This window comes from Plasticicumulans lactativorans (assembly GCF_004341245.1).
Lineage (GTDB): Bacteria > Pseudomonadota > Gammaproteobacteria > Competibacterales > Competibacteraceae > Plasticicumulans_A > Plasticicumulans_A lactativorans.
The window spans coordinates 53,977-70,923 of sequence record NZ_SLWY01000014.1; the positions used below are offsets into that span (position 1 = coordinate 53,977).

General features: G+C 72.0%; 19 protein-coding genes. 10 read left to right on the plus strand and 9 right to left on the minus strand.

The window, feature by feature from the left end:
* Window positions 1–18: 18 nt before the first annotated feature.
* From EV699_RS13245 to EV699_RS13280, 8 genes are all read right to left on the minus strand, one after another.
* Entirely contained in the window at window positions 19–267 is a 249-nt protein-coding gene (locus EV699_RS13245) for a hypothetical protein (protein ID WP_132543488.1), read from the minus strand.
* A 100-nt stretch (window positions 268–367) separates the two neighbouring features.
* A complete protein-coding gene (locus tag EV699_RS13250) occupies window positions 368–610 on the minus strand; it encodes a hypothetical protein (RefSeq protein WP_132543490.1) in 243 nt (80 codons plus the stop codon).
* Between the two features lie 100 nt (window positions 611–710).
* Window positions 711–1,820, minus strand: coding sequence for a dihydrolipoamide acetyltransferase family protein (locus EV699_RS13255; protein ID WP_132543492.1), 1,110 nt, complete (start codon window positions 1,818–1,820; stop codon window positions 711–713).
* Complete coding sequence (locus tag EV699_RS13260) at window positions 1,820–2,800, minus strand: alpha-ketoacid dehydrogenase subunit beta (RefSeq protein WP_132543494.1); 981 nt, start codon at window positions 2,798–2,800, stop codon at window positions 1,820–1,822. Before EV699_RS13260 ends, EV699_RS13255 begins: the two co-directional genes overlap by 1 nt.
* Complete coding sequence (gene pdhA / locus EV699_RS13265) at window positions 2,793–3,866, minus strand: pyruvate dehydrogenase (acetyl-transferring) E1 component subunit alpha (RefSeq protein ID WP_132543496.1); 1,074 nt, start codon at window positions 3,864–3,866, stop codon at window positions 2,793–2,795. Before pdhA ends, EV699_RS13260 begins: the two co-directional genes overlap by 8 nt.
* A gap of 157 nt (window positions 3,867–4,023) precedes the next feature.
* Window positions 4,024–4,536, minus strand: coding sequence for an O-acetyl-ADP-ribose deacetylase (locus EV699_RS13270; RefSeq protein WP_243662673.1), 513 nt, complete (start codon window positions 4,534–4,536; stop codon window positions 4,024–4,026).
* 144 nt (window positions 4,537–4,680) lie between these two features.
* On the minus strand, window positions 4,681–5,676 hold the full coding sequence (locus EV699_RS13275; protein ID WP_132543498.1) for an ABC transporter permease: 996 nt from the start codon (window positions 5,674–5,676) through the stop codon (window positions 4,681–4,683).
* Window positions 5,673–6,557, minus strand: coding sequence for an ABC transporter ATP-binding protein (locus EV699_RS13280; protein WP_132543500.1), 885 nt, complete (start codon window positions 6,555–6,557; stop codon window positions 5,673–5,675). Before EV699_RS13280 ends, EV699_RS13275 begins: the two co-directional genes overlap by 4 nt.
* 102 nt (window positions 6,558–6,659) lie before the next feature.
* On the opposite strand from EV699_RS13280, the gene EV699_RS13285 reads away from it, so the two are divergent.
* The 4 genes from EV699_RS13285 (at window position 6,660) to EV699_RS13300 (ending at window position 11,552) form a co-directional block, all read left to right on the plus strand.
* Window positions 6,660–7,556, plus strand: coding sequence for a DMT family transporter (locus EV699_RS13285; protein ID WP_132543502.1), 897 nt, complete (start codon window positions 6,660–6,662; stop codon window positions 7,554–7,556).
* Window positions 7,557–7,627: 71 nt separating this feature from the next.
* Window positions 7,628–8,726 (plus strand): peptide chain release factor 2 gene (gene prfB, locus EV699_RS13290; protein WP_132543504.1). Its coding sequence is split into 2 segments (ribosomal slippage): window positions 7,628–7,702 and window positions 7,704–8,726, totalling 1,098 coding nucleotides; the frame shifts between segments, so codons are not numbered across the junction.
* Between the two features lie 230 nt (window positions 8,727–8,956).
* On the plus strand, window positions 8,957–10,474 hold the full coding sequence (lysS, locus tag EV699_RS13295) for a lysine--tRNA ligase (protein ID WP_132543506.1): 1,518 nt from the start codon (window positions 8,957–8,959) through the stop codon (window positions 10,472–10,474).
* Between the two features lie 37 nt (window positions 10,475–10,511).
* Window positions 10,512–11,552: a PilZ domain-containing protein gene (locus EV699_RS13300; protein WP_132543508.1), complete on the plus strand. Its 1,041-nt coding sequence runs from the start codon at window positions 10,512–10,514 to the stop codon at window positions 11,550–11,552.
* Here EV699_RS13300 and ygfZ read toward each other — a convergent pair.
* A complete protein-coding gene (gene ygfZ / locus EV699_RS13305; RefSeq protein WP_132543510.1) occupies window positions 11,549–12,559 on the minus strand; it encodes a CAF17-like 4Fe-4S cluster assembly/insertion protein YgfZ in 1,011 nt (336 codons plus the stop codon). The two genes, EV699_RS13300 and ygfZ, sit on opposite strands and share 4 nt — an antisense overlap.
* 209 nt (window positions 12,560–12,768) lie before the next feature.
* Here ygfZ and EV699_RS13310 point away from each other — a divergent pair, with 209 nt between their 5' ends.
* The 6 genes from EV699_RS13310 to EV699_RS13335 all read left to right on the plus strand — a co-directional run bounded on the left by EV699_RS13310 (window position 12,769) and on the right by EV699_RS13335 (window position 16,932).
* Window positions 12,769–12,951 (plus strand): DUF1674 domain-containing protein, encoded by a 183-nt coding sequence (locus tag EV699_RS13310; protein WP_424450035.1) that lies wholly within the window; start codon window positions 12,769–12,771, stop codon window positions 12,949–12,951.
* Window positions 12,952–13,227: 276 nt separating this feature from the next.
* Complete coding sequence (gene sdhC, locus EV699_RS13315; RefSeq protein ID WP_132543514.1) at window positions 13,228–13,611, plus strand: succinate dehydrogenase, cytochrome b556 subunit; 384 nt, start codon at window positions 13,228–13,230, stop codon at window positions 13,609–13,611.
* Window positions 13,612–13,624: 13 nt separating this feature from the next.
* Window positions 13,625–14,005, plus strand: a complete 381-nt coding sequence (gene sdhD, locus EV699_RS13320) for a succinate dehydrogenase, hydrophobic membrane anchor protein (RefSeq protein WP_132543516.1) — start codon at window positions 13,625–13,627, stop codon at window positions 14,003–14,005.
* A gap of 6 nt (window positions 14,006–14,011) precedes the next feature.
* Window positions 14,012–15,802: a succinate dehydrogenase flavoprotein subunit gene (sdhA, locus tag EV699_RS13325; RefSeq protein WP_132543518.1), complete on the plus strand. Its 1,791-nt coding sequence runs from the start codon at window positions 14,012–14,014 to the stop codon at window positions 15,800–15,802.
* A 14-nt stretch (window positions 15,803–15,816) separates the two neighbouring features.
* Window positions 15,817–16,593: a succinate dehydrogenase iron-sulfur subunit gene (locus EV699_RS13330; protein WP_132543520.1), complete on the plus strand. Its 777-nt coding sequence runs from the start codon at window positions 15,817–15,819 to the stop codon at window positions 16,591–16,593.
* 96 nt (window positions 16,594–16,689) lie between these two features.
* Window positions 16,690–16,932 carry an FAD assembly factor SdhE gene (locus EV699_RS13335; protein ID WP_132543522.1) on the plus strand — a complete coding sequence of 81 codons (243 nt, stop codon included), beginning with the start codon at window positions 16,690–16,692 and terminating at the stop codon, window positions 16,930–16,932.
* The last annotated feature ends 15 nt before the right edge of the window (window positions 16,933–16,947 follow it).

Consider the following 16,947-nt stretch of genomic DNA (forward strand, 5'->3'; position numbering starts at 1 on the left):
TGCGGCGCGCGCAGCGGCTCAGATGCCGAGCAGCTTCTCGGCCTTGCCGAGGGTCTCCAGCGACGCGGCGTGGTCGCCGGCCTTGTGCTGTTCCTCGCCCTTGGCGCGCAGCGCCTTCACTTCGGCGAGCTGCTCGGCGCTGAGCTTGGGCGAGGCGGCCAGCGCGGCGTCGATCTTCTTCATCTCGGCCGGGCAGTGGAAGGCGAACGCCGGCGCGGCGAGCAGCAGCGCGGCGAGGGCGGCGGACAGTGGCAGGGTCTTGTTCATTTCGGACTCCCGAAGGTTGGGGCTGGCGCGACGAGTATGGCTCGCCGCCGCGGCATGTGCCGGCGGGCGCGCCACCCGGTCTTACACCCGGCGGCGGCGTTCATTCCGCGGGGCTGTCCCAGGTCGGCCCCAGCACGTGCGGCACGGTGGCGAAGCCGTGGGCGGCGAGCGCCGGGGCGACGTCGTCGTCCCAGGTGAAGTCGGGATTGGCCCGCTGCGCCTGGGCGATCAGCTCGCCGGCGAGGTGCGCGGCCTGCGCCGCGCCCAGGCCGGGGGGGAGGGTGACGACGTGACTGTGGCTGTCGTCGACGTCGCTGCGTAGCAGCATCACCTGGGTGTTCATCTCGGCACCTCCCGGCACGGCCGTCCCGGCGCCGGGACCGGGCGCCACGCCCAGAGTCTAGAAGCTGTGCGGCGCCCGGCCACGTGCGCCGGTGGGGGCCTCACCCGGCCTGCGCCAGGTCGGCCATCACCGCGGCGAGGAAGCGCCCGGCCTCGCCGCCGGTGGCGGCGCGGTGGTCGAAGGTCAGCGACAGCGGCAGCAGGCGGTGCACCGTCACCTGGTCGCCGACCGCCACCGGCTGCGCGCGGATGCGCCCGGCGCCGAGGATGGCGACGGTCGGCGGCAGCACCACCGGGGTGGCGTGGCGCCCGGCGATGGTGCCGAAGTTCGACAGCGTGATGGTGTAGCCGCGCAGCTCCTCGGGCGGGATCTGGCGGCTCAGCACCGCGGCCTTGAGCGCGTCGAGCCCGCGCCGCAGGTCGGCCGGCGTGCGGTTGCCGACGTCGCGCATCACCGGCACGAACAGGCCGTCGGGGGTGTCGACGGCGATGCCGACGTGCACCTGCGCCAGCACGCGGCGGCCGATCGCGTGGCTGTCGTACCAGGCGTTGAGCGCGGGCTCGGCGCGGCAGCCGGCGACCAGCGCGCGCAGCAGGCGCAGCGTGACGTCGGTGCCGGCGGGCCAGGCCTCGACGTCGGCGTCGTCGACCAGCGTCACCGGCACCACTTCGGCGTGCGCCTGCGTCATCGCCCGCGCCATCGCGCGGCGGGTGCCGCGCAGCGGTTCGAGCGGCCCGGCCTCGGCCAGCACGCGCGCCACGCGCTGCACGTCGGCGGCGGTGATCAGCCCGTCGGGGCCGCTCGGCGTGACCACGCCGAGGTCGACGTCGAGGCGCGCGGCGAGCGCGCGCACCGCCGGCGTGGCCTTGAAGCCGACCGCGCCGCTGCCGGCGCGCTGCACGGTCTGCGGGGCCTCCTGCACGGCGGCCTGGGCGCGCGCGAGCTCGCCGACCACGGTGCCGCTGTCGGCCTCGCTCGCCTCGAACTCGACCAGCGGGTCGTGGGTGTGGACGACGTCGCCGACCCCGCCGAACAGGTGGGTGATGCGCCCGGCGCGCGGCGAGGGCACCTCGACGATGGCCTTGGCGGTCTCCACCGAGACCAGCGGCTGGTCGGCCTTGACCGTCTCGCCGACGGCCACGTGCCACTGGACGATCTCGGCCTCCATCAGGCCCTCGCCGAGGTCGGGCAGGTGAAAGGTCGTGCTCATCAGGCGTACTCCAGCAGTTCGCGCACGGTCGCCGCGATGCGTGCGGCGTCGGGCAGGAAGGCGTGTTCGAGCCGGAACAGCGGCATCACGGTGTCGTAGCCGGCGACGCGGCGTACCGGCGCGAGCAGGTTCAGCAGGCCGTGCTCGGCGAGCTGCGCGGCGATCTCGGCGCCGACGCCGACGGCGAGCGGGGCTTCCTGCACGATCACGCAGCGCCCGGTCTTCGCCACCGAGTCGAGGATGCTCGCGATGTCGAGCGGCTTCAGCGTGGCGACGTCGATCACCTCGGCGCTGACGCCCTGCGCGGCCAGCGCCTCGGCCGCGGCGAGGCACTCGCGCACCATCGCGCCCCAGCCGACCAGGGTGACGTCGCGGCCCTCGCGCAGCACGTAGCAGACGTCGAGCGGGGCGGCCTCGCCGTCGTCGGCGACTTCCTCCTTGACCGCGCGGTAGAGCCGCGCCGGTTCGAGGAACACCACCGGGTCGGGGTCGCGGATCGCCGCGAGCAGCAGCCCGTAGGCGCGCGCCGGCGACGACGGCACCACCACGCGCAGCCCCGGGGTGTGCGCGAAGATCGCCTCGGGGCTCTCGGAGTGGTGCTCGGGGGCGTGGATGCCGCCGCCGTTCGGCGCACGGATCACCATCGGGCAGCTCAGGCGCCCGCGGGTGCGGTTGCGCAGGCGCCCGGCGTGGTTCACCAGCTGGTCGACGGTCGGGTAGATGAAGCCCGAGAACTGGATCTCGGCGACCGGGCGCAGGCCCTGCGCGGCGAGGCCGATGGCGATACCGGCGATCAGCGCCTCGTTGAGCGGGGTGTCGCGCACGCGCCGCTCGCCGAAGCGCGCTTGCAGGCCGAGGGTGGCGCGGAACACGCCGCCGTTGTGGCCGACGTCCTCGCCGAACACCAGCACGCGTTCGTCGTCGGCAAGCGCACGCGCCAGCGCCAGGTTGACCGCTTCCACCAGGGTGATTTCAGCCATGGCCGCCTCCCGCCGCCGCGGCGGCGCGCTGCGCGGCGAGCGCCGCCGGCAGCCGGGCATAGAGGTGATCGAACATCGCCGTCGGCGCCGGCGGCGGGGTGGCTTCGTAGCGGGCGACGGCGGCGTCGACCGTCGCCGCGCAGTCGGCCTTCAGCGCTTCCTCGACGCCGGCGTCCCACCAGCCCTGCGCGTGCAGGTAGCGGCGCAGCCGCACCACCGGCTCCTCCTGGCGGCGCGCCTCGACCTCGTCGGGGTCGCGGTAGCGGCTGGCGTCGTCGGCCGTGGTGTGGTCGCCGAGGCGGTAGCTGAGCGCCTCGACCAGCGTCGCGCCGCCGCCCTCGCGGGCGCGCGCGACCGCGGCTGCAAGGGTTTCGTGCAGCGCCAGCACGTCGTTGCCATCGCACTGCACGCCCGTGATGCCGGCGGCGAGCGCCTTCTGCGCCAGGGTCTCGGTGCCGCTCTGTGCGCTGCGCGGCACCGAGATCGCCCACTGGTTGTTGTTGACCACCACCACCAGCGGCAGCCGCCAGGCGCCGGCGAGGTTGAGCGCGGCGTAGAAGTCGCCCTGCGAGGTGGCGCCGTCGCCGCACACCGCGAGCGCCACGCGCGCCTCGCCGCGGTACTGGAAGGCCGCGGCGACGCCGGCGGCGTGGGTGAGCTGGGTGGCGATCGGCACGCAGATCGGGAAGTCCTCGCGCGGGCCGGCGAAATCCATGCCGCGCTCGTCGCCGCCCCAGTACAGCAGCAGCTCGTCCATGTGCACGCCGCGGCCGAGCATTGCCGCGGTCTCGCGGTAGGAGGGCAGCAGCACGTCCTCGGCGCGCAGCACGTCGGCGATGCACACGCCGATCGCCTCCTGGCCGAGCGCCGAGGCGTAGGTGCCGATGCGGCCGGTGCGCTGCAGCACCACCGCCTTGGCGTCGAAGCTGCGCGCCTGCACCATCGCCCGGTACAGCGCGACGAGGTGCTCGCGGTCGCGGCCGAGCGGCGGCAGCTCGGCGCAGGGGTGTCCGGCGGCATCGAGGTAGCGCACGCCGTGGATCTCGAAACGGGCGACGACGGTCATCGGATTCCTCCTCCACCGGGGCGGCGCCGTGCGCGCGACACGGGCCCCTCTCATGCTTGTCGTAGACCCGTGCGCGATTCCGTCAAGGGCGGCGATCCGCATCGGGTCAACCGTTTGAGAGCCGGGCGCGGGGCGTCGGTTCCACGCGGCGTGCCGTTCAGGTGCGCGCCAGGCGGGCCTGCCAGGCACCGAGCACCTCGCTGCCGAAGCACACGAACAGCACCCGTTCGGGGATGGCGCTCGCCGCGAGTTCGGCGGCGACGGTGCCGACGGCGACCTCGGCGGCCTGCTCGACCGGGTAGCCGTAGATGCCGCAGGCGATCGCCGGGAAGGCGATCGAGCGCGCGCCGAGCGCGGCGGCGAGGTGCAGGCTTTCGCGGTAGCAGCCGGCGAGCAGCGCGGCCTCGCCGTGGCCGCCGCCCTGCCACACCGGCCCGACGGCGTGGATCACCCAGCGCGCCGGCAGGTCGAAGCCGGGCGTGGCGCGCGCCTCGCCGGTGGGGCAGCCGCCGAGCGCCGCGCAGGCGGCGGCGAGGCGCGGCCCGGCGGCGCGGTGGATCGCGCCGCACACGCCGCCGCCGGGGGCGAGCGCGGAATTCGCGGCGTTGACGATGGCGTCGACGTCGAGCCGGGTGATGTCATCCTGCACGATGCGCATGCGCGCGTTCATCTGCCGCTCCTCCCGCTGCCGCACCGGGCGGCCGACCGCGCGGGGCCGCACCGCGGCAGGCCCGCGGCCGGCGTCACCGCCACCTTCAGCATGGTCGAGGATCGCGCGCCGCGCGAACCGGCGCCGCCGGGGGCGCCGCGGGGGTCACTCCCAGCGGAACAGCGCCGCGCCGAGGCCGAGCCCGACCAGCGAGAAGGCGGCGAGCACGCCGAGCTGCGGGGCGATCTGCGCGAGGCCGGCGCCGTCGATCATGATCGCGCGCGCGGCGTCGGTGACGTGGGTCAGCGGGAACAGCCTGGCGAGCGCGAGCACCCACGGGTGCATGCCTTCGAGCGAGAACCAGATCCCCGACAGGAACATCATCGGCCAGGAGATCAGGTTCAGCAGGCCGTCGGCCATCTCCTCGGTGGCGAGGCGCGAGGCGACGACCAGGCCGATGCCGATCAGGCTGGTCGCCCCCAGCGCGAACACCAGCAGCAGGTTCAGGTACGAGCCGAACATCGCGAAGCCGACCAGCGCGTCGGTGCCGGCGTACACCAGCGTGCTCACCGTCAGCACCAGCAGGAGCCGCGATGCCACCTGCGCGGCGAGGAACTCGACCGCGTTCAGCGGCGTCGCCCGCAGGCGCTTGAGCACGCCGTTCTTGCGGTAGCGCACCAGCACGTAGCCGACGCCGTAGAGCGCGCTCCACATCATGTTCATCGCCAGCAGGCCGGGGATCAGCCAGTCGACGTAGCGGATCACCCGCCCGCTGAGCGTCTCGCGCGTCCACGCCGCGCCGCCGTCGCTGCCGCGCAGCAGGCGCTCGGCGAGCGCGCCCCTGGGCGACTCGGTGTTGACCCAGTAGCGCCGCGCGGCGGGCTCGACCAGCAGGTCGATCTGGTGGCGCTCGACCTTGGTGCGCGCCGCCGCGGCATCGGTGAGCGGCACGAAGCCGATGTGCGGGGTGTCGAGGAAGACCGGGCGCGGCTCGGCGGGGCCGAGCACGCCGACCTTGTACTGCGGCGCCGGCTCGCCGGAGAGGCCGAAGCCGAAGCCGAGCACGATCAGCACCGGCATCACGAAGGCCCAGGAGAGCGCGCTGCGGTCGCGGACGAATTCGAGGTTGCGCGCGCGCAGCGCGGCGAGGAAGCGTTTCATGCGCGCAGCTCCCGGCCGGTGAGTTCGAGGAACAGGTCCTCGAGCGTGCGCGAGCGCACCGACAGCCGCGCCAGCGGCACGCCGGCGGCGAGCAACGCGGCGAGCGCGGCATCGACGTCGCGGGTGGAGATCTCCACCGACTCGCGCCGTTCGAACACCGCGAAGCCGGCGGGCAGCCCGCGGCCGGCGAGGTCCTCGCGCGGCAGTTGCAGGATGCGGTCGTCGAAGTGCGCGGCGAGCAGCGCGTCGGGCGTGCCGCGGGCGATGATGCGGCCGCGGTCCATGATCGCGATCGCGTCGCAGAGCTGGTAGGCCTCCTCCATGTAGTGGGTGGTCAGCACCACGGTCTTGCCGCGTGCCTTGATCGACTCGATCAGCGCCCAGAAATTGCGCCGCGCCTGCGGGTCGAGCCCGGTGGTGGGCTCGTCGAGGAAGACCAGCTCGGGGTCGTTGACCAGCGCGATGGCGAGCAGCAGGCGCTGGCGCTGGCCGCCGGAGAGCTTGCGGTTGTCGCGGTCGAGGAACTCGCCGAGCGCGCAGGTGTGCACCAGCTCGTCGAACGGCACCTGGCGCGGGTAGAGCGCGCCGAAGAAGCACAGGCATTCGCGCACGGTCAGGAAGTCCTGCAGCGCGGTGCTCTGGAACATGATCCCGGCCTCGCGGCGGAAGCGCGCGCCGAGCGGCTCGCCGCGGTAGAGGATGCGCCCGGCGCTCGGCGTCTTGATGCCTTCGAGCATCTCGATCGTCGTCGTCTTGCCGGCGCCGTTGGGGCCGAGCAGGCCGAAGCAGGTGCCCGGCGCGATGCTGAAGCTGACGCCGTCGACCGCGCGCAGGCCGGGGTACTCCTTGACCAGATCGTGCACTTCGAGGATGTCGCCCATGGCTCTCCACACCGTACGCGGCGGCTTACACGCGCCCGCCAGCGCCTTCGCGCCGCCGCGCGGGGCGCGCGCAGAATGCCGTCCCCCCGCCGCAGGACGACGATGATGACAGACCCGGCCGCCGTCGGCCGCGCCGACCGCCGCGCCCTCGCCGCGCTGCTGCTCGGCGCCTGCTGCATCGGCTTCTCGCCGATCTTCGTGCGCCTGAGCGAGATCGGCCCGGTGGCGACCGCCTTCCACCGCGTGCTGCTGGCGCTGCCGCTGTTCGGCCTGCTGCTCGCCGGCCAGCCGGCGCCGGCCGCGGCAGCGCTGCCGCGGCGCGTGTGGCTCGCGGTGGCGGCGTCGGGTGTGTGCCTCGCCGGCGACCTCGCACTCTGGCACCTCGCGCTCGCGCACATCAGCGTGGTCAACGCGACCCTGCTCGCCAACCTCGCGCCGGTGTTCGTCACCGTCGCGGCCTGGCTGTGGTTCGGCGAGCGCATCAGCACGCGCTTCCTCGGCGGGCTCGCGCTGGCGATCGCCGGCGTCGGCGCGCTGGTGCTCGGCGGCGCGGCGCGCCCGAGCGCGACCGACGGCCGCACCCTGCTCGGCGTGGTGCAGGCGCTCGCCGCCGCCGCGTTCTACGCCGGCTACATCCTGGCGATCAAGCGCGTGCGCCACAGTCTGCCGGTCGGCCGGGCGATGCTGGCGAGCGGCGCGGCGAGCGCGCTGGCGCTGCTGCCGCTGGTGTTCGCCTTCGGCGAGCCGCTGTTCGCCAGCAGCGTCTACGGCTGGTCGGTGCTGCTCGGGCTCGCCTGGGTGTCGCAGGGCGCCGGGCAGGGCTGCATCGCCTACGGCCTCGCCAGGCTGCCGGCGTCGTTCTCGTCGCTGACCCTGCTGGTGCAGCCGGTGGTGGCCGCACTGCTCGCCTGGTGGTTGTTCGCCGAGGCGCTCAGCGGCGTGCAGGCGCTCGGCGCGCTGGGCGTGCTCGCCGGCATCCGCCTCGCCGGCCGGCGCTGACGGCCTATGCCGTGCGCGGCGCGCCGGCTACAATGCCGGCCCTTTTGGGTTGCGCACCGGGCCGTTCCGCCATGCTCGAACTGAATCCCTACTACAACCGGATCAAAGACCTGCAGGAGCGCGGCGCCGCTCTCAGGGGGTATCTTTGACTTCGATGAAAAGTACGACCGGCTGACCGAGGTCAACCGCGAACTCGAACAGCCCAACATCTGGAACGACCCCGAACGCGCGCAGGCACTCGGGCGCGAACGCGCCGAGCTCGAACGCGTGGTGCTGACGCTGCAGGCGCTCGACGGCGGGCTCAGGGAGGCTGCGGAGCTGCTCGACCTCGCCGCCGAGGAGGAGGACGAGGCCACCGTGCTCGGCGTGGGCAAGGACCTCGAACGCCTGGAGAAGCAGATCGCCGACCTCGAATTCCGCCGCATGTTCTCGGGCGAGGCCGACCACTGCAACGCCTTCCTCGACATCCAGGCCGGCGCCGGCGGCACCGAGGCGCAGGACTGGGCCGAGATGCTGCTGCGCATGTACCTGCGCTGGGGCGAGCGGCGCGGCTTCAAGACCGAGCTGCTCGAAGCCTCCGAGGGCGAGGTCGCCGGCATCAAGTCGGCCACGGTCCGCTTCGAGGGCGAGTACGCCTACGGCTGGCTGCGCACCGAGACCGGCGTGCACCGGCTGGTGCGCAAGAGCCCGTTCGACTCCGACAACCGCCGCCACACCAGCTTCACCTCGGTGTTCGCCTCGCCGGAGATCGACGACAAGATCGAGATCGAGATCAACCCCGCCGACCTGCGCGTCGACACCTACCGCGCCTCGGGTGCCGGCGGCCAGCACGTCAACCGCACCGAGTCGGCGATCCGCATCACGCACATCCCCTCGGGCGTCGTCGTCGCCTGCCAGAGCGACCGCTCGCAGCACAAGAACCGCTCGACCGCGATGAAGCAGCTGCAGTCCAAGCTCTACGAGCTGGAGATGCAGAAGCGCCGCGCCGCCAGCCAGGCCCTCGAAGACACCAAGGCCGACATCGGCTGGGGCAGCCAGATCCGCAGCTACGTGCTCGACCAGTCGCGGATCAAGGACCTGCGCACCGGCTGGGAAACCGGCAACCCGCAGGCGGTGCTCGATGGCGACCTCGACCCGTTCATCGAAGCGAGCCTGAAGAGCGGGCTGTGACCCGGGTATTGCAGGGCATGGGTGATCCGCGGCGTCGCGGGGACACGCCGTGAATACATCCCTGTAGGCTCGACAGCGGCATCCGTGCCGCTGACGGTCCCCGCGACGCCGCGGACACCACCCCCGTTCTCCTGGCCGTCGCAGTGCGGGTGAGCGGCACGGGAGACGGCATGATCCGCCCGGCCACCGCTCGTTGCCGGCCGCCAACCCCCTGACTGGTTCTGAAACCGATGACCGAGCAATCCGACCTGCCCGCCGCCTCCACCGACGCTGCCGACGAGAACAAGCTCATCGCCGAGCGCCGCCGCAAGCTCGCCGAGATCCGCGCGGGCGGCAGCGCCTTTCCCAACGACTTCCGCCGTGACGGCCTCGCCGGCGAGCTGCAGGCGCGCTACCGTGACACCTCCGCCGAGGCGCTCGACGCCACGCCGGTGCGGGTGGCGGTGGCCGGGCGCATGATGGCCAAGCGCATCATGGGCAAGGCGAGCTTCACCGCGGCCCGGGATTCGAGCGGGCAGATCCAGCTCTTCGTGCAGCGCGACACGGTGGGCGAGGCGACCTACGCGGCCTTCAAGGGCTGGGACGTGGGCGACATCGTCGGCGCCGAAGGCGTGCTGATGCGCACCAAGACCGGCGAGCTGTCGGTCCGCGTCGAGACGCTGCGCCTGCTGACCAAGTCGCTGCGCCCGCTGCCGGAGAAGTTCCACGGCCTCACCGATCAGGAAGTGCGCCACCGCCAGCGCTACGTCGACCTGATCATGAACGACTCGACGCGGCAGACCTTCCGCACCCGCGTGCGCGCGATCCGCTACATCCGCGACTTCTTCGACGCGCGCGGCTTCCTCGAAGTGGAAACGCCGATGATGCACCCGATCCCGGGCGGCGCGGCGGCGCGGCCCTTCGTCACCCACCACAATGCGCTCGACATGGAACTGTTCCTGCGCATCGCCCCGGAGCTCTACCTCAAGCGCCTGGTGGTCGGCGGCTTCGAGCAGGTCTACGAGATCAACCGCAACTTCCGCAACGAAGGGGTGAGCACCCGCCACAACCCCGAGTTCACGATGCTGGAGTTCTACTGGGCCTACGCCGACTACCGCGACCTGATGGACCTGACCGAGGAGCTGCTGCGCGGCCTGGTGCAAGACATCCTCGGCACCACCGAGGTGCCCTACCAGGGCGAGGTCTACGACTTCGCGGCGCCGTTCGCGCGCATGACCGTGCCCGAGGCGATCGTGCGCCACGTGCCGGGCGTGACCGGCGCCGAACTCGCGACGCTCGACGGCGCGCGCGCGGTGGCCGCACGCCTCGGCATCGCCACCCGGGACGCCTGGGGGCTGGGGCGCGTGCAGATCGAGATCTTCGAGGAGAAGGTCGAGTCCGCGCTGCGCAACCCGACCTTCATCACCGCCTACCCGACCGAGGTCAGCCCGCTCGCGCGGCGCAACGACGCCGACCCCGAGGTCACCGACCGCTTTGAGTTCTTCATCGGCGGGCGCGAGATCGCCAACGGCTTCTCCGAGCTGAACGACGCCGAGGACCAGGCCGAGCGCTTCCGCGAACAGGTGCGGCAGAAGGACGCCGGCGACCACGAAGCCATGCACTACGACGCCGACTACGTGCGTGCGCTCGAGTACGGGCTGCCGCCCACCGCCGGCGAGGGCATCGGCATCGACCGCCTGGTGATGCTGCTCACCGACGCGCCGTCGATCCGCGAAGTGATCCTGTTCCCGCACATGCGCCCGGAGTGACGGTGGCGCGCGGACCGTCCGCGGTGCCGGCGGCGTGATGGACGCCGGGGCCTGGCGCGAGCACCTGCTCGCGCTGCTCGGCGACGCCGGGCTCGACGGCCCGGCGTGCGCCGCGCTCGCCACCCACCTCGCCGGCGGCCAGGCCGAGCCCGGGCCGGCCACGCTGTTCGCGACGCTCGCCGCAGCCGACATCCCCGCGGCCGGCCTGCTGCGGACCCTGGTCGCGGCGCAGGAGCTCGAACTCGAGCGGCGGTTGCCGGAACTCGAGGCGCTCGACCCGGCACGGCGCTGCGACGAACTGCGGCTGCTGGTCGCCCGCCACGGTGCGCTGCAGACGCAATGGGTCGTCGCCTGCGACCGCCACCATGCCGCGGTGCTCGCGGCGCAGCGGGCCGAACTCGATCACGTGCGCGACGAACTGCTGCGCGAGCAGACGCTCGGCGACTGGCAGCGCCGCGGCCAGCTCGACCTGCTCAACTACTTCCATGAACTGCAGGTGCCCGCCAGCGCGCGCGTGCTGGAACTCAGCCCCGGTTACGTGACCATCGCGCGCAGCCCGCGCGTGCTGACGACGCTCGCCGCCGGCGAGCGCGGGCGCACCGTCTACGCGCTGACGCGCGATCCGACCCGGGTCCTGCTGCTCGAGCGCCACGGTATCCGCGACGACATCGTGGTGCTGCGCATCGGCGGCGTGCACCCGCACCCGCAGGGGGCGCGGCGGCGGCTGCGGGTGAGCGCCGACGCCGAGGCGCATGTGACCCTGCAACTGCCGGACGGGGGCGCCTCCGGTGCACGGGTGACGGACTGCTCGGTGGGCGGGATGGGCATCGAGGTGCCGGGCCGGCTGGTGCTGCCCGCCGGCGCGCATCTGCGCGCCCAGGGCCGCATCGGCCGGCCACCGCGCCAGGTCGACCTGGACCTGCGGGTGCTGGTGCGCTGGGTGGCCGAGGAGGGCGGGCGTACGCGCCTCGGCCTGGAGCTGCTGCCCGGGCCGGGGCAGCAGGAGGCGCTCGACCGTCTCGTGCGCGACTACGAGCAGGAGGCGATCCGCGCGCTGAACCTGCTCGCCGACGACTAGGACGGCGCCGCGCCGCCTTCCGGCAGGGCGTAGGGGAGGGCGAGCGGCTGCAGCGGCGGACCGTCGGCGCTGCCGACGCGCAGCCCCCCGGCAGCGGCGAGCTCCACCGGCACCACCGCGCTCAGCACGTACCCGCCGGCCGGATGCGGCGCGGCCTCGACGACCGTGCCGGCCTCCTGGGCCTCGCCGGCCGCCGGCGACCACAGCCCGGTGCCCGCTGCCGGGACCTCGCCGGCGGTCACGCGCGCGATCAGCAGGCGGCGCTTGATGCGCCCGAGGTACTGCGCGCGCGCGATGATCTCCTGGCCGGTGTAGCAGCCCTTGGCGAAGCTCACGCCGTCGAGCGCATCGAGGTTCAGCATCTGCGGCACGAAGGCCTCGACGGTGGCCGGGTGGACCTGCGGCTCGCCGGCGAGGATCGCGGCGAGCCGCCAGGCGTCGGCGTCGAGCGTCGGCGCATGCGCCGCCAGCGCGGCGTGCAGCGCGTCGAGCGCCGGCGGCGCGCCGAGCACGCTGAAGCGTGGCCGCGGGCCGCGCTCGCGGATCACCGTGAGACCGGCGGCGCTGACGACGCCGTCGGCGGCGGCCGGCACCGCGCCGCAGTGCGCGGCGAGCGCCGCGGCGGCCCGTTCGCCGGCGACGCCGCTGCAGCGCAGTTCGTCGGGCGCCACCGCGGCGAGCGTCACGCGCGCGCGCAGCACGTACATCCGCAGGCGCTTCAGCGTGCCCTCGACCAGCGTCTCGGGCAGCAGCAGGAAGATCGCGCCGTCGCGCTCGAACAGCCGTGCCAGCGCCAGCACGCGGCCCTTCGGCGAGCACTGGGCGGCACGCAGCGCGCGGCCCGCGCCGAGCAGGCGCAGGTCGTGGGTGAGCTGGCCCTGCAGGAAGCCGCTGCGTTCGGGGCCGTCGACGCGGATCGCGGCGAGCGGCAGCACCGGGCAGTGGAAGTCGGCCGGCAGCGGATCGTCGGTCGGGGGGGACGAAAGCGGGTTTTCGGCGCAGTCCATGGGAGCGGTCGCAACTACAAAAAGGGTACAGGAAGGCCCGCGAAATCCGCGCCTGGCAGGTGGCGCGCGGGGTCCGGGTGTTTCCGTTGCGTTGCACCAGCCCCCGGCCCGCGAGCATAATGCCGCCGCTTCGCGGGCTCCGCGCCGTGCCGCAAGGCGTCGCGGCGCGGTCCCGAAGGCGATAATGAGAGCCTGTGCAGAGCACACCGATGGCCTGGGAGAGGACTATGACCGAAGCGAACGAGGCGCCGCAAGCGAGGCCGGGGGAGCCGGGGGACAGGCCTGCGGAGCATCGTGACGACGAACGGCCGGTTGAGATCGGCGGTCGTCAAGGCCTCGAACCCACGCGCTACGGCGACTGGGAGAAGGCTGGACGCTGCATCGATTTCTGAAGCGCACACGCCCGTTTACCCGCGGGGCTGCGCTGTCGTGCATCAGGGAAGCGCTTGCCGGACGCTTACCAAGCGCTCGACCGGCAAGGTATTCCGTTGCGCCGATCCGCGCGCGACGACACCGCTTCCCGGCCCAATCCCGCCTCCGGCCGCCACGGCCGGAAGGGCGGGGACGCCTCCCGCCTTTGCCTGAAGCGTGTTCACCGCATCACCGTCGCGCCCGCGGCGTGACAGAAATCTGCGTTCGGCCCCCTAACGATAACGAGGTGGAAGTTCATGGCAACGAACAAGCGGCCCTTGTCGCCGTTCATGATCGGCCCGTATTACAAGCCCCAGTTGACCTCCGTGATGTCGATCACGCACCGCCTCACCGGCGTCGCCCTGTCCATCGGCACCGTGCTCCTGGTGTACTGGCTGGCGGCGGCGGCCTCCGGCCCCGAAGCCTACGAGCACGCGCAGCACGTCCTCGGCTCGATGCTCGGCCAGTTGTTCCTGTTCTGCTGGACCTGGGCCCTGTTCTATCACCTGTGCAACGGCCTCCGGCACCTCTACTGGGATTCCGGTCGCGGCTTCGACATGGAATCCGTCTACAAGACCGGCAAGTGGGTACAGATCGCGTCCGTGGTGCTCACGGTGGTGGTCTGGATCATCGTGACCTGAGGGAGAGTCCGTCATGAGTCTGCGTTCCCCGCTCGGCCGCGTGCGCGGTCTTGGTTCCGCCAAAGAAGGTGTGTCGCACTGGTGGCACCAGCGCCTGACGGCGCTGTTCCTGATCCCCCTGGTGCTGTGGTTCGTGGTGTCGCTGCTGTCGGTGGTGCATGCCGACCACGAGGGCCTCAAGGCCTGGCTCGCGCGCCCGCTGAATGCCGGCCTGCTGGTCACCTTCCTCGGTACGACGTTCTTCCACGCCAAACTGGGCCTGCAGGTGGTGATCGAGGATTACGTCCACACCGAGCTGGTCAAGCTCGGCGCGCTGGTGGCCATGAACCTGGTGGTGCTGGTGCTCGCCGCCACGTCCGTCATCTCGGTCCTGCGCATCGCCTTCGGAGGCTAAGGGTTCATGTCTACCGCTGATTACAAGATCGTCGAACACACCTACGACGTGGTCGTCGTCGGCGCCGGCGGCGCGGGCCTGCGCGCCACGTTCGGCATGGCGCAGACCGGTCTGCGCACCGCCTGCATCACCAAGGTCTTCCCGACCCGCTCGCACACCGTGGCCGCGCAGGGCGGCATCTCGGCCGCCCTCGGCAACATGGGGCCCGACATGTGGCAGTGGCACATGTACGACACGGTCAAGGGCGCCGACTGGCTCGGCGACCAGGACGCGATCGAGTACATGTGCCGCGAGGCCATTCCCGCGATCATCGAGCTCGAACACCAGGGCGTGCCGTTCTCGCGCACCGAGGACGGCAAGATCTACCAGCGCCCGTTCGGCGGCATGACGATGAACTACGGCGAATCGCAGGCGCAGCGCACCTGCGCCGCCGCCGACCGCACCGGCCACGCGATCCTGCACACGCTCTACCAGCAGTCGCTGAAGCACGAGGCGGAGTTCTTCATCGAGTACTTCGCGCTCGACCTGATCATGGAGGACGGCGCCTGCCGCGGCGTGCTGGCCTGGAACCTCGCCGAAGGCACGCTGCACGTGTTCCGTGCGCAGATGGTGGTGCTGGCGACCGGTGGCTACGGGCGCGCCTACTTCTCGGCGACCTCGGCGCACACCTGCACCGGCGACGGCTACGGCATGGCGCTGCGCGCCGGCCTGCCGGTCCAGGACATGGAGTTCGTGCAGTTCCACCCGACCGGCATCTACGGCGCCGGCTGCCTGCTCACCGAGGGCTGTCGCGGCGAGGGCGGCTACCTGACCAACGCCAACGGTGAGCGCTTCATGGAGCGCTACGCGCCGAACGCCAAGGACCTCGCCTCGCGCGACGTCGTCTCGCGCTCGATGACCATCGAGATCCGCGAGGGCCGCGGCGTCGGCGAGCACCAGGACCACATCTACCTGCACCTCGAGCACCTCGGCCCCGAGGTGATCCACGAGCGCCTGCCGGGCATCGCCGAGACCGCGCGCATCTTCTCGGGCGTCGACGTCACCAAGGAGCCGATCCCGGTGCTGCCGACCGTGCACTACAACATGGGCGGTATCCCCACCAACTATCACGGCGAAGTCGTCGACCTGGTCGACGGCAACCCCGATGCGGTGGTGCCGGGGCTGATGGCGATCGGCGAGACGGCCTGCGTGTCGGTGCACGGCGCCAACCGCCTCGGTTCGAACTCGCTGCTCGACCTCGTCGTGTTCGGCCGCGCCGCGGCGCTGCGCTGCGGCGCGACGCTCACGCGCGGCGCCCCGCAGAAGCCGCTGCAGGCGGGCAGCGTCGACAAGCTGATCGAGCGCTTCGACCGCATCCGCAACGCCAGCGGCAGCAAGTCGACCGCGCAGATCCGCGCGGCGATGCAGCGCACCATGCAGAACGACGCGGCGGTGTTCCGCACCGATGCGACGCTCGCGCAGGGCCTCACGGCGATCACCGAGATCTACAACAGCTTCGCCGACGTCAAGGTCAGCGACCGCAGCCTGGTGTGGAACTCCGATCTGGTCGAAACGCTGGAGCTCGACAACCTGCTCGGCTGTGCGCTCACCACGATGGCCTCGGCCAACAACCGCAAGGAAAGCCGCGGTGCGCACGCGCACGAGGACTACCCCGAGCGCGATGACGTGACCTGGATGAAGCACACGCTGGCCTACGTGGAGGAGGGCGGCGCGGTGAAGATCGACTACCGCCCGGTGCACACCTACACGCTGACCAACGAGATCGAGTACATCGCGCCGAAGAAGCGCACTTACTGAGGGGGGGTGAGACGATGGCCGAATTCAAGCTTCCCGCGAACTCGATCGTCGGCAAGGGCAAGACCTACCATGCCCCCGCCGGCGCCAAGCGTGTCCGCAACTTCCAGATCTACCGCTGGAATCCGGACAACGGCGAGAACCCGCGCATCGACACCTACGAGATCGACCTCGACGCCTGCGGCCCGATGGTCCTGGACGCGCTGATCAAGATCAAGAACGAGGTCGACGCGACGCTGACCTTCCGCCGCTCGTGCCGCGAAGGCATCTGCGGCTCGTGCGCGATGAACATCGACGGCACCAACACGCTGGCCTGCACCAAGGCCATCGACGAGGTCGAGGGCGACGTCAAGATCAACCCGCTGCCGCACATGCCCGTCATCAAGGATCTGGTGCCGGACCTGACGCATTTCTACGCGCAGTACGCGTCGATCAAGCCCTGGCTGCAGACGGTGACCCCGGCCCCCGAGCGCGAGCGCCTGCAGTCCAAGGAGGACCGCGCCAAGCTCGACGGGCTCTACGAGTGCATCCTCTGCGCCAGTTGCTCGACCTCGTGCCCGAGCTACTGGTGGAACGGCGAGCGCTACCTCGGCCCGGCGATCCTGCTGCAGGCCTACCGCTGGATCATCGATTCGCGTGACGAGTTCACCGGCGAGCGCCTCGACGACCTCGAGGACCCGTTCCGCCTGTACCGCTGCCACACGATCATGAACTGCTCGCGCACCTGCCCGAAGGGGCTCAACCCCGCCAAGGCGATCGCCGAGATCAAGCGCCTGATGATCGAACGCCGCTGAGTGCGGCGGCCCTGCGGGCGGGCACCGGTGACGACCCCCGCGGTCGCCGCCGGTGCCCGCCCGCGTTTTCGGGCGAGCCTGCGAGGAGAGCGAGCCATGAGTGAACACGCGAAACTCTACTGGCGCTGCCGGCGCGGCATGAAGGAACTCGACTTCCTGATGCTGCGCTACCTGGAGCAGACCTACGGCGGCGCCAGCGCCGACGAGCAGCGCATCTTCCGCGAACTGCTGGAAATGCAGGATCCGGAGCTGTTCGCCTACCTGATCGGCCGCAGCGTCCCCGCGGATCCGGCGGTCGCCGATGTCGTCCGCAAGATCGCATCCGGAACTGCGGCTTGAACTGAAGCCGTCGCG